A 12,035-nucleotide genomic window follows, 5' to 3' on the forward strand; every position below is an offset into this window, starting at 1 on the left:
GCTATCCCAGCCGGTCGGTCAGCCAGGAATAGATCAACGACTCCACGCGGGCGACCTGGTCGTTGTCGGCGGCCCCGGCGTGCCCGCCGGCGGTGTTCTCGAAGTAGTCCACCGGTTGACCGGCCGCGCTCAGTGCATGCGCGAAGAGGCGGGCGTGCGCGGGGTGGACGCGGTCGTCGCGGGTGGAGGTGGTCACCAACGCCGGCGGGTACTCCGTCTCCGGGGACACGTTGTGCAGCGGTGACCAAGACTCGATGGCGGCGCGTTCGGCCGGATCGTCCGGGTTGCCGTACTCCGCCATCCACGACGCTCCGGCCGACCAGGTGTGATAGCGCAGCATGTCCGTCAACGGCACCTGAATCACCGCCGCACCCAGGCGCTGCGGGTACTGCGTCAACGCCCCCGACGTCAGCAGCCCGCCGTTGGACCCGCCCCGGATCCCGATCTGCTGGGGCTCGGCGTACCCGCGCTCGACGACGTCCGCCAGCACCGCCTCGTGGTCCTGCCACACCTTGTGCCGGTTCGTCTTGACCACCTGCGAGTGCCACTCCGGCCCGAACTCCCCGCCGCCGCGCAGGTTCGGCTGGACGAAGAAGTTGCCGCGCTCCAGCCACGCCAGGCCGCGCACGGCGGAATACCCGGGCGTCAGCGAGACCTCGAAACCGCCGTAGCCGCCCACCAGCGTCGGGCGCGTGCCGCGGGAGAAGTCGCCGGTGATGAAGTACGGCAGCTGCGTGCCGTCGGCCGAGGTCACCCAGTGCTGGCGTGTCTCCAGGCCGGTGGCGTCGAACTGTGCGGGCGCCTTCTTCACGGCGGTCAGGACGAAGCCGTCCCAGCGGTACAGCGTCGCCGGTTCGGTGAACGACGACGCGGAGACCCACACCTCGTCGCCGTAAAAAGCGTTGGTGGCCACCACCGAGGCGGTCACCAGCTCCGGCAGCTCCAGCCGGATCGCCTCGCCGCCGGCAAACGGGTGCAGGGCGATGGAGGTGGCGACGTCGTCAAGCACCGTGACCACCAGATAGTTCTCCGTGACCGACAACGCCTGCAGCGAGGTGCGCGGCGTCGGGGAGAACACGACCTCCACGTCGCGGGAACCGGCCACGAACTCCGCCAGCGCGATCTTGCCCAGCCCGCCCGCCGGCACCCCGGCGAACTCCGTGCGCGGGTTCAGCAGCAGCCAGTCGCCGTGAATCATGGACTCGCAGTCCTCGGGGATCTCCAGCGGCTGCAGCTTCCCGCCGACGTCCACGGACACGCGCGCGTGATAGAAATCCAGGGCTCGGGTCATCACCGTGTGCCCGCCGACCGGCTCATAGCCCGCGGCCAGCAGCACGTCCTCGTGCTCACCGGTGGCCAGCACCTCCGCCTCGGCGACATCCTCTCCGCGGCGCCACAACCGCGCCTGCAGCGGATAGCCCGAACTGGTCAACGACCCCTCGCCGGTGTCCGTGCCCACCAACAACGTGTCCGCATCCAACCAGGACACGTTCGACTTCGCCTCCGGCAAGGTAAACGGCCGCTCCTCGACGAACGTCGCCGCCTGCATGTCGAACTCCCGGATGACCACCGCATCCGCCCCGCCGCGCGAGAGCCGCACCAACGCCAGGTCATACTCCGGGGCACGCACCGACGCGCCCTTCCACACCCAGTCCTCGTCCTCCTCGGCGGCGAGCTTGTCGACGTCCACGAGCACCTCCCACTCCGGGGACGGCGTCAGATACGACTCCAGCGTCGTGCGACGCCACAGGCCCCGCGGGTGCTCGCCGTCGCGCCAGAAGTTGTACAGGTGCTCGCCGCGCCGGGTGACGTACGGGATGCGGTCGTCGGTGTCCAGCACCTCGCGCAGCCGAGCCCGCAGTTCCTCGCGCGGGTGGGCGGCCTCGGTGGCGTCGGACCAGTTCTCCGCCCAAGCCAACGCGGCGGGCGAGTCGATGGGCTCTAGTTCTGTGGGGTCAATGTCGTGGTAGCTCATATGCCGTCTAAGTCTAGAGACAGCACGACGCCCCGCGTTCAGTGGTGAACGCGGGGCGGGTGGGGGAGCGGGTTACTATGCTAGGCCGAAGGCTGGGGCGAAGGTCACGAACCAGGAGTCCTCCAGGTCCGCGCGCCAATACGGCCAGGAGTGGGTGCCCTGGTTGCGGAACTCGAAGTGCGCCGGAATGCCCTCGGAATCGAGCTTGGCCTTCAGGTCGTGGGTGCACTTGTTGGTGAATGCCTCGATGACGCCGCCCTCACCCTGCAGGATGGCAGTGTTCAGCGCGGACACGGTGAGCGCTTCTGCGTAATCCAGCCCGAATTCCTCGACGGCGGTCTGGTGCAGGAAGCTCTGCTGGTCCTCGCGTCCGGCCAGGCCGGTGGCGTTGGAGACGTAGATCTCCGTGCCGCGCAGGTGCTCGGCCTGAACGAGGGCGTCGTTGTAGCGGGCGTGGTCGCTGCCCACCGGGCCGGCGATGTCGGTGAAGGTGACGCCGCCGCGCTCGGCGGCCAGGTTCTGGCCCAGGTGAGAGATCGGAGTGGAGGTCGCCGCGCAGCCGGAGAAGGAACCGACGGCGTCGTAGAAGCCCGGATTGTGCTCGGCCATCAACAGCGAAGAGGTCGCCGACATGGAGAAGCCGATGACGCCGCGGTCGTTGTTGGCGTTCAGTTCTTTTTCGATCGGGCCGGGCAGTTCCTGCGTGACGAAGGTCTCCCACATCTGCGGGCCGCTCAGGTAGTAGTTGCCGGTCGGGCTCTGGTTGGCCCAGTCCATGTAGTAGCTGAAGGCGCCGGCCATCGGAATGACCACGTTGACGCCCTTGCCGGAGTAGAAGTCCACCGTCTCGGCGAGCACGATCCAGTCATTGTCCTGCTCCGCGCCTCCGGCGCCGTTGAGCAGGTAAATCGTCGGGGCCTTATCGAGGCGCTCGCCGGCCTCATTGGTGGCCGGGATCGTGGCGACCGGGATATCGACCTTCATCGACGGGGAGTACGCCACGTACTGCTCGACGCGCGGGTCGTCGGCGGTCTGGGAGATCCAGTCCGGGTTGGGGTTCCAGGACCAGTCGGGGTTCAGCTGGGTGACGTCGATGGGCGCGTCGGTGTAATGCTCGAGGGAGGCCGGGGCGACGCCGGCGGCGACCTCGGCGGTGGTGCGCTCTGCGGCCAGGGCCGGGGAGGCGAGGCCGAAGACCAGCGCGGAGCTGGCGGCGACGGCGGCGAGGACGCGGGGCAAACGGTGGGAAGTCAAAAAATCAGTCTTTCACGTGAATCGATGAAATATGGATGCTGGCGGGGGAGTTTACTCCGCGCTGAAGAAGGCGTTCTCGAAGGTCGGCCAGGACGCGGAGATGTCGTCGCGCCAGGTCGGCCACGAGTGGGTGCCCACGTTGCGGAAGTTGAAGTTCGCCGGGACGCCGTGGGCGTCCAGCTTGGCCTTCAGGTCGTGGGTGCATTTGTTGGTGAAGGCCTCGATGACGCCGCCTTCGACCTGCAGCACGGCGGAGTTCGCCAGGGCGGTGGCGAGGTCTGCGCCCCGTTCGGTGTAGTAACCGGCCATGTCGGTCTCCCCGGCGAGGCCGGAAGAGTTGGAGACGTAGATCTCGGTGCCCGTGTCGGCGAGCTTGCCGGCGTTGAGCAGGGCGTCGTTCTTGATCGAAGCCGGGGAGCCGGCCGGGCCGACCATCTGGTCCATGGTGCCGCCGCCGCGCTCGACGGTCAGGCCGTGGGCCATGTGGGCGACCGGGTCAGCCATGGCGTAGCAACCGGAGAAGGCGCCGACGGCGTCGTAGTAGCCCGGGTTGTTCTCGGCCATGAGTAGCGCGGAAGATGCGGACATGGAGAAGCCGATGATGCCGCGGTCGTTGCTGGCCTTCAGTTCAGCCTCGATCGGGCCCGGCAGCTCCTTGGTCAGGAAGGTCTCCCACATCTGCGGGCCGTTCAGGTAGTTGCCCTTGGGGGTATCAACCCAGTCCAGGTAATAGGAGAACGCGCCGGCCATGGGGATGACCACGTTGACGCCCTTGCCGGAATAGAACTCGATGGTGCCTTCGTGGCCGTCCGTGCTCTTGTTGAGGGTCAACCAGTCGTTGTCCTGCTCCGCGCCGCCGGCGCCGTTGAGCAGGTAGATCGTCGGGGCGCCGGGGACGGGTTCGTCGGCCTCATCGGTGGCCGGGATGACGGCGACCGGGATCTGACGCTCCATGGACGTCGAGTACACCTCGTAGGTGTCGACGCGGTCATCGGCGGCGGCGATCTTGCCCCAAGCCTGACCGTTGGCCATCTCGGTCGGGTCGGCCGGGGTCGCCGTGCCCGTGGTGGCGTCCTCGACGACGTCAGACGGGGTGTCGGCGCCGGCGACCGGGGTCACGGCGCCGAAGGTCAGGGCGAGGGCTGCGGCCGGAACGGCCAGGGCACGGAGGAATTTCATTGTCAGGCAGCTTTCCTGGTTATGGAGACGGCAGAGCATCCCGCCGCCAGTGAAATCACGGCGTTTTATCAGAGAGGTACGTTACCTCACTGTTATCGCCTCCGCCATGGACGGCGTTACGGGCCGAGCCCGAGGGGACACGCCCCAAAGTAGCCGTGGGGCAGGTGGTGGGCAAGTGGCAGGCGTGTCATAATCGCAGGTCCTCAAGTTGCGGCTGCGTAACGGTTATGTAACGCTGCGAGCCTGTATACGATCTTTGTTGTGCCCGGGCGTAACGCCCACCGTCAAAAGCTCCCCGTCTTTTAACAGAAAGCAGTCACGCATGTCCGTCATCGAACAGATCCAGCTCTTCATCAACAACATCCTGGGCGGTCTCATCCACAACGGATCTTCCGCCATTTCGCAGACCTCGTCGGCGCTGGGCCTGTTCTAGGTTTCACGCCCGGAGGTAGCACGGCCACCCGCTTGGGGTGGCCTTTTGCGCTTTCCGGGCCCAAAAAATGCCCCTGATTAAGGGGTGCGGGGGGCGCGGCGTCCGCGGGGGTAGGCGACATGAGTGCCGCTATTCCGTAGTCTTATAGGCGTGACTAAAGAACATTATGACGTTGTAGTACTCGGCGCGGGCCCCGGCGGCTACGTGGCCGCCATCCGTGCAGCTCAGCTCGGCAAGAAAGTTGCCGTCATCGAGAAGCAGTACTGGGGCGGGGTGTGCCTGAACGTGGGCTGCATCCCGTCCAAGTCGCTGATCAAAAACGCTGAGGTCGCCAATACTTTCACGCACGAGGCCAAGACCTTCGGCATCAAGGGCGATGTCACCTTCGACTACGAGGACGCGCACAAGCGTTCCCGCAAGGTCTCCGACCGGATCGTCGGCGGCATCCACTACCTGATGAAGAAGAACAAGATCACCGAGATCCACGGTCTGGGTTCCTTCGTCGACGAGAAGTCCATCGAGATCACCGAGGGCGACGACGAGGGCAAGACCGTCACCTTCGACGACTGCATCATCGCCACCGGCTCCGTGGTCAACACCCTGCGCGGCGTCGAATTCTCCGACAACGTCGTCTCCTACGAGGAGCAGATCCTCAACCCGGAGGCCCCAGAGAAGATGGTCATCGTCGGCGGCGGCGCCATCGGCATGGAGTTCGCCTACGTCCTCAACGCCTACGGCGTGGACGTCACCGTCATCGAGTTCATGGACCGCGTTCTGCCGAACGAGGATCCGGAGATCTCTAAGACCATCGCCAAGGTCTACAAGAAGCTCGGCGTCAAGGTCCTCGCCGGCCACGCCACCACCGCGGTGCGCGACAACGGCGACTCCGTCGAGGTCGACTACCAGAAGAAGGGCTCCGACAAGACCGAGACGCTGACCGTCGACCGCGTGCTCGTCTCCGTGGGCTTCCGCCCGCGCACGGAGGGCTTCGGCCTGGAGAACACCGGCGTGAAGCTCACCGAGCGTGGCGCCATCGACATCGACGACCACATGCGCACCAACGTCGACGGCATCTACGCCATCGGCGACGTCACCGCCAAGCTGCAGCTGGCCCACGTCGCTGAGGCGCAGGGCGTCGTCGCCGCCGAGACGCTGGCCGGCGCCGAGACCCAGACCCTGGGCGATTATCAGATGATGCCGCGCGCGACCTTCTCCAACCCGCAGGTCGCCTCCTTCGGCTACACCGAGGAAGGTGCCAAGGAGAAGTGGCCGGACAAGGAGATCAAGGTCGCCTCCTTCCCGTTCTCCGCCAACGGCAAGGCCGTCGGCGCGAACGCCACCGAGGGTTTCGTCAAGATCGTGGCCGACGCCGAATACGGCGAGCTGCTCGGCGCCCACCTGGTCGGCGACGGCGTCTCCGACATGACCCCGCAGCTGACCCTGGCGCAGAAGTACGACCTCACCGCCGGTGAGATCGCACGCAACGTCCATATCCACCCGACCATGTCGGAGGCGATGAAGGAAGCCGCCCACGGCATCGCAGGACACATGATCAACTTCTAAGGCGCTGCTTGCCCCGACGGGCCTCCCCATCCCGGGGAGGCCCGTCGCTGTTTTCCGCTACCTTCGGAAAGACAAACAACGGATTATATGAAACCGACCCGAGGGGAGCGGAGCAATGGGCGTCATAGGAGTGTTCGCCGACGAGGGAAAGCCGATCGCGGACGCGAAGCACGCCCTGCAACGGCTGGTGAAGCAGGAGGTCCTGGATGAGGACCGCTGCCTTCCCAACGGCGACCGCGTGGAGGTTGCCACCGGCACCATCCCCATGACCACCGACGGCGAGATCGAGCTGGGCAAGTACGCGGAACCGCTGCTGACCGCGAACGGGTGGGACAAGTTCGTCTACATCACCGACCTGCCGCTCACCGCCATGGAACGCCCGGTGGTCAGCCAGTCCACCGCCGACGGGAATGCCGTGCTGCTCAGTCAGCCCGCCTACGGGATGTTCCGGGCCAGGCGGTCGCTGGCCACGGACCTGGAGTCGGTGCTGGCGGGTGAGGGCGCCACAACGGGGAAGCAGCGCACGATGGACTCCGAGGAGGTCGACTCCGAGCGGGAGATCACCACCGTCCGTGTCCTGGATCATCCGGGGCGTGCCCTGCGGCTGATCTTGGGCATGATCCGCTCGAATGAACCGGGCAAACTCTTGGGCGTGCTCTCCGGCGCCCTGGCAGCCATCGCCGCCACCGGCGGTTTCGGTGTGTTCTACGGTTCGATCTGGAACCTGTCCGAATCGATGCAGGTCTGGCGGATGCTGCTGGTCGCGGCGCTGGGGGTGATCGTGTTCTCGGCGTGGTTGATCATCAGCAACCGGCTCTGGATCAGGAGCAACACGCAGGATACCCGGTGGCGCGAGCGCATCGACAACATCGCCACGGCGGGCACCGTAGTTTCCACGGTGCTCATCATCTTCCTGCTCGCCGCCGTCGGCATGACGTTGTTGTCGGTGGCGGTGGTGCCGGCGGACTTCTTCCGGGAGCAGATCGAGGAGGCCGTGACCTGGCAGAGCTATCTGCGTGTCGGGTGGCTGTCTGCCTCGCTGGGCACTTTCGCCGGTGCGATCGGCTCGAATTTCGACAAATCCGTGGAGATCCGTAGCGCGACGTACAACCTCCGCGAGTACGAGCGGCGCCGCAAGGTGGGGGACAAGATCGACGAGGCGTGGGAAGAGGACAGCCTGCGGGAGTTGGCCATGGAGGACGAGCGGTTGGATGACGTGCAATAACAACGCGCGTCTGGCCGTTTAAGTCCGGATATCTACCCCTTTAGGGTGTGATACACCTTTAGAATGACACCCTTTAGGGTGGGGCAAGTGGGGCAACCGGAAGGCTATGGGCAACGTCACATTGGGGCGAAAGGGCAGGTGGCTTTCGTCGAAGAGTGTCCGAAATGTGGGCTACGCCTCTAAAACCCCCTGAAAGCGGTCAGTTTTCTTAGGCATGCCTTATAAACCCGCGTCCCGGAATGTGGGAGAGTTAAGCCTGATCGCTTGGCCTCACCCCTCAACCGGTGGTCGGAGACTGCTTTCACCCCGTAAAGTATGAGCAACACTGGAGGTGTCATGACTGTTACGAATGCAGACCGTGAGTCAATCCGTCACGGTAAAATCAATGAGCAGCCGCTGCGCCCGCGGCCTGCGTACCCGTCCTGGGCTATCAAGCTCGTCATGGCCATTACTGGCCTGCTTTTTGCCCTTTTCGTGGTCGTCCACATGGTGGGCAACCTGAAAATCTTCATGCCAGCGGAAAACGGCGTCGCGGCCATGGATGAATACGGTTCATTCCTGCGCACCGTCGGCGCACCGATTTTCCCGGAGGAGTCCATCCTGTGGATCCTCCGCATCGTGCTGCTGGTCGCGGTGATCGCCCACATCCACGGCGCGATCACCCTGAACAGCCGCAGCGGCAAGTCCCGCGGCAAGTTCAAGCGCACCAAGCTCATGGGCGGGATGGACAGCACCGCCACCCGTTCGATGCTGATCACCGGCATCATTTTGCTGGCCTTCATCATCTTCCACCTGCTGGATCTGACGATGGGCGTGCAGCCGGCGGCGCCGGATTCCTTTGAGCCGGGCGCCGTGCACAACAACATGATCGCCACGTTCAACCGCTGGCCGGTCACCATCTGGTACATCATCGCGATGCTGGCCCTGTTCCTGCACCTGTACCAGGGCATTCGTCTGGCCGCCTCCGACCTGGGCATCACCGGCCGCAGGTGGCGCGCCGTGTTCGCCTTCCTGGCCGCGGTCGTCCCGATCGTTGTCGTCCTCGGCAACATCGTCATGCCCCTGTCCATCAACCTCGGCTTCGTCAGCTAGGCAGAACCGGAGAATTACCTATGAGCAACACTGATTCCGTGATCGCGGACCGCGCTGAATTCACCGCCCCGCAGTCGAGCGTCGCCGGCGTCCAGGTAGGCACCATTCTGGACAACGCGGAGCCCAAGGGCGTCCCGTCCAAGGACATGTGGCAGCACCAGAAGGACCACATGGAGCTGGTCTCGCCGCTGAACCGCCGCAAGTTCGAGGTCATCGTCGTCGGCACCGGCCTCTCCGGCGGCGCCGCCGCGGCCGCCCTCGGCGAGCTGGGCTACAACGTGAAGGTCTACACCTACCACGACGCCCCGCGCCGCGCGCACTCCATCGCGGCCCAGGGCGGCGTCAACTCCGCCCGCGGCAAGCGCGTGGACAACGACTCCGCCTACCGCCACGTCAAGGACACCGTCAAGGGCGGCGACTACCGTGGCCGCGAGTCCGACTGCTGGCGTCTGGCCATCGAGTCCGGCCGCGTCATCGACCACATGAACGCCATCGGCGCCCCCTTCGCCCGCGAATACGGCGGCGCCCTGGCCACCCGTTCCTTCGGTGGCGTGCAGGTCTCCCGCACCTACTACACCCGCGGCCAGACGGGTCAGCAGCTGCAGCTGTCGACCGCGTCCGCGCTGACCCGCCAGATCCACCTGGGCAACGTCGAGGTCTTCACCCACAGCGACATGGTGGACCTGATCGTCTCCGACGACGCCAACGGCCGCCGCTGCAAGGGCATCGTCACCCGTAACCTGCTCACCGGCGAGCTCGAGGCCCACACCGGCCATGCGGTTCTGTTGGCCACCGGCGGCTACGGCAACGTCTACGAGATGTCGACCCTGGCGAAGAACTCGAATGCCGGCGCCATCATGCGCGCCTACGAGCAGGGCGCCTACTTCGCGTCCCCCTCGTTCATCCAGTTCCACCCGACCGGCCTGCCGATCAACGCGGAGTGGCAGTCGAAGACGATCCTGATGTCCGAGTCCCTGCGTAACGACGGCCGCATCTGGGCGCCGAAGGAAAAGGGCGACGACCGCGACCCGAACTCCATCCCGGAGGAGGAGCGCGACTACTTCCTGGAGCGCCGCTACCCGGCCTTCGGCAACCTGGTCCCGCGTGACGTCGCCTCCCGCGCGATTTCGCAGCAGATCAACGCCGGCTACGGCATCGGCCCGCTGAAGAACTCCGTCTACCTGGACTTCCGCGACGCCTTCGAGCGCGTGGGCCGCCAGACCATCGACTCGCGCTACTCGAACCTGTTCACCATGTACGAGGAGGCCATCGGCGAAGACCCGCACGACGGCCCGATGCGCATCGCCCCGACCGTCCACTTCACCATGGGCGGCCTGTGGACGGACTTCAACGAGATGACCTCCGTCGACGGGCTCTTCGCCGCCGGCGAGGCGTCCTGGACCTACCACGGCGCGAACCGCCTCGGCGCGAACTCGCTGCTGTCGGCGTCCGTGGACGGCTGGTTCACCCTGCCGTTCACCATCCCGAACTACCTGGCCAACCACCTCGGCGAGGACGTCCTGGCCCCGGACTCCCCGGAGGCCGTCGAGGCCGTCAACCGCGCCCAGAACCGCATCGATCGCCTGATGAACGTGCGCGGCCCGAACCCGCACGGCGCGGAGTACTTCCACCGCCAGCTCGGTGACATCCTGTACCGTGGCGCCGGAGTGGCCCGTAACGTCGAGGATCTGACCACCGCCATCGCCGAGATCCGCGCCCTACGCGAGGACTTCTGGGCGAACGTGCAGATCCCGGGCGATCAGAACACCATGAACCAGCAGCTGGAGTACGCCGCCCGCGTGGCCGACTACATCGACCTGGGCGAGCTCATCTGCGTCGACGCCTTGGACCGCGACGAGTCCTGTGGCGCCCACTTTCGCGAGGATCACCTCAGTGAAGACGGCGAAGCTGAGCGAGACGACGAGAACTGGTGCTTCGTCTCCGCGTGGGAGCCGGCCGGCGACGGCGGCTTCATCCGCCACGCAGAGCCGCTGTACTTCGAATCGATCCCGCTGCAGACAAGGAACTACAAGTAATGAAGCTGACACTTGAGATCTGGCGTCAGGCCGGACCGACCCACTCGGGCGCCTTCGAGACCGTCGAAGTCCCCGACGCCGACCCCCAGATGTCCATCCTGGAGCTGCTCGACCACGTCAACGCCGGCCTGGTGGAGCGCAACGAAGAGCCCTTCGCCTTCGCCTCCGACTGCCGCGAAGGCATCTGCGGCACCTGTGGCCTGGACATCAACGGCCGCCCGCACGGCCCGGGCCAGAACACCCCGGCCTGCCAGCAGCGCCTCGGCCTGTTCAACGACGGCGACGTCATCAAGATCGAACCGATGCGCTCCGCCGCCTTCCCGGTCATCAAGGACATGGTCATCGACCGTTCCGCGCTGGGCCGGGTGAAGGAGCAGGGCGGCTACATCTCCATCGACGCCGGCACCGCGCCGGACGCCGACACCCTGCACACCAACCAGCAGAGCGCCGAGCTGGCGCTCGACCACGCGGCCTGCATCGGTTGCGGCGCCTGCGTGGCGGCCTGCCCGAACGGTGCGGCGCACCTGTTCACCGGCGCCAACCTGGTGCATCTCTCGCTGACCCCGCTGGGCCAGGAAGAGCGCGGCAAGCGCGCCCGCCAGATGGTCGACGAGCTCGAGCAGAGCTTCGGCCACTGCTCCCTCTACGGCGAGTGCGCCGACGTCTGCCCGGCCGGCATTCCGCTGACCGCCGTGTCCGCCGTCACCCGTGAGCGCGCCCGCGCCGCCCTCCGCGGCAAGGACGACTAATTCACGGACCCTGATTCGGCGGGTAGAATGAGTGTCATCCACCCCGATGACGCTCACCTGCCCGTCGGGCACCGGTCAAGAAAGAGAGAAACGAAGGACATGAGCGCTAACAACAACCTGGCCGTATCCGACTTCGCTTCGGAGACGTACCCCAACTACGAGTCCCGGCTCGAGGACGCCTACATCGACGGCTACGACCCCGTCTCCTTGGGCGCCCCGCACTCTTCGCTGAACCGCACTTCCACCTGGGTCGGCATGGGCGCGATGATCGCCGTGCTGGCCGGCTTCGGCCTCGCCATTTTCGGCGCCGCCCAGCAGGTCTGGGGTTCCGGTTCCGTCGACCGTGACCCCATGGTGCTCATCATCATCGGCCTGGTCGTCGGCATCGGCGGCGTCGCCATCGCCGCCGGCCTGATCCGCTACGGACGCCGCTACTACCGCGAATACAAGGAGCGCACCGGCAGGGTCAACTAAACCGGCCAGCGCTCACGCCCGCCCGAACACCGCTTCTGCGGTGTTCGGGCGTTTC

The 12,035-nt window shown here is 66.0% G+C and carries 9 protein-coding genes; 6 read left to right on the plus strand and 3 right to left on the minus strand.

Annotated elements, in window-relative coordinates; all coding sequences use genetic code 11:
* Position 1: 1 nt before the first annotated feature.
* From B841_RS01845 to B841_RS01855, 3 genes are all read right to left on the minus strand, one after another.
* Positions 2–1,975 (minus strand): prolyl oligopeptidase family serine peptidase, encoded by a 1,974-nt coding sequence (locus B841_RS01845; protein ID WP_020933780.1) that lies wholly within the window; start codon positions 1,973–1,975, stop codon positions 2–4.
* A 75-nt stretch (positions 1,976–2,050) separates the two neighbouring features.
* Positions 2,051–3,229, minus strand: coding sequence for an alpha/beta hydrolase (locus B841_RS01850; RefSeq protein ID WP_020933781.1), 1,179 nt, complete (start codon positions 3,227–3,229; stop codon positions 2,051–2,053).
* Between the two features lie 51 nt (positions 3,230–3,280).
* Complete coding sequence (locus B841_RS01855; protein WP_020933782.1) at positions 3,281–4,408, minus strand: alpha/beta hydrolase; 1,128 nt, start codon at positions 4,406–4,408, stop codon at positions 3,281–3,283.
* 583 nt (positions 4,409–4,991) lie between these two features.
* Here B841_RS01855 and lpdA point away from each other — a divergent pair.
* The 6 genes from lpdA (at position 4,992) to B841_RS01885 (ending at position 11,980) form a co-directional block, all read left to right on the plus strand.
* Complete coding sequence (lpdA, locus tag B841_RS01860; RefSeq protein ID WP_211215542.1) at positions 4,992–6,404, plus strand: dihydrolipoyl dehydrogenase; 1,413 nt, start codon at positions 4,992–4,994, stop codon at positions 6,402–6,404.
* 115 nt (positions 6,405–6,519) lie between these two features.
* Positions 6,520–7,629 carry a hypothetical protein gene (locus tag B841_RS01865; RefSeq protein WP_020933784.1) on the plus strand — a complete coding sequence of 370 codons (1,110 nt, stop codon included), beginning with the start codon at positions 6,520–6,522 and terminating at the stop codon, positions 7,627–7,629.
* Positions 7,630–7,965: 336 nt separating this feature from the next.
* Complete coding sequence (locus B841_RS01870) at positions 7,966–8,721, plus strand: succinate dehydrogenase cytochrome b subunit (RefSeq protein WP_020933785.1); 756 nt, start codon at positions 7,966–7,968, stop codon at positions 8,719–8,721.
* Between the two features lie 20 nt (positions 8,722–8,741).
* Positions 8,742–10,757, plus strand: a complete 2,016-nt coding sequence (locus B841_RS01875) for a fumarate reductase/succinate dehydrogenase flavoprotein subunit (RefSeq protein ID WP_020933786.1) — start codon at positions 8,742–8,744, stop codon at positions 10,755–10,757.
* Positions 10,757–11,506, plus strand: a complete 750-nt coding sequence (locus tag B841_RS01880; protein ID WP_020933787.1) for a succinate dehydrogenase/fumarate reductase iron-sulfur subunit — start codon at positions 10,757–10,759, stop codon at positions 11,504–11,506. Before B841_RS01875 ends, B841_RS01880 begins: the two co-directional genes overlap by 1 nt.
* 99 nt (positions 11,507–11,605) lie before the next feature.
* Positions 11,606–11,980 carry a hypothetical protein gene (locus B841_RS01885; protein WP_020933788.1) on the plus strand — a complete coding sequence of 125 codons (375 nt, stop codon included), beginning with the start codon at positions 11,606–11,608 and terminating at the stop codon, positions 11,978–11,980.
* Positions 11,981–12,035 lie beyond the last annotated feature (55 nt).

The sequence above is a fragment of the Corynebacterium maris DSM 45190 genome (assembly GCF_000442645.1).
GTDB classification, from domain to species: Bacteria; Actinomycetota; Actinomycetes; order Mycobacteriales; family Mycobacteriaceae; genus Corynebacterium; species Corynebacterium maris.

Bases quoted from the DNA above. Each gene is read 5' to 3' on its own strand.
- B841_RS01845 (WP_020933780.1), bottom strand. From the start codon at position 1,975: ATGAGCTACCACGACATTGACCCCACAGAACTAGAGCCCATCGACTCG.
- B841_RS01865 (WP_020933784.1), top strand. From the start codon at position 6,520: ATGGGCGTCATAGGAGTGTTCGCCGACGAGGGAAAGCCGATCGCGGAC.
- B841_RS01855 (WP_020933782.1), bottom strand. From the start codon at position 4,408: ATGAAATTCCTCCGTGCCCTGGCCGTTCCGGCCGCAGCCCTCGCCCTG.
- B841_RS01880 (WP_020933787.1), top strand. From the start codon at position 10,757: ATGAAGCTGACACTTGAGATCTGGCGTCAGGCCGGACCGACCCACTCG.
- B841_RS01875 (WP_020933786.1), top strand. From the start codon at position 8,742: ATGAGCAACACTGATTCCGTGATCGCGGACCGCGCTGAATTCACCGCC.
- B841_RS01870 (WP_020933785.1), top strand. From the start codon at position 7,966: ATGACTGTTACGAATGCAGACCGTGAGTCAATCCGTCACGGTAAAATC.
- B841_RS01885 (WP_020933788.1), top strand. From the start codon at position 11,606: ATGAGCGCTAACAACAACCTGGCCGTATCCGACTTCGCTTCGGAGACG.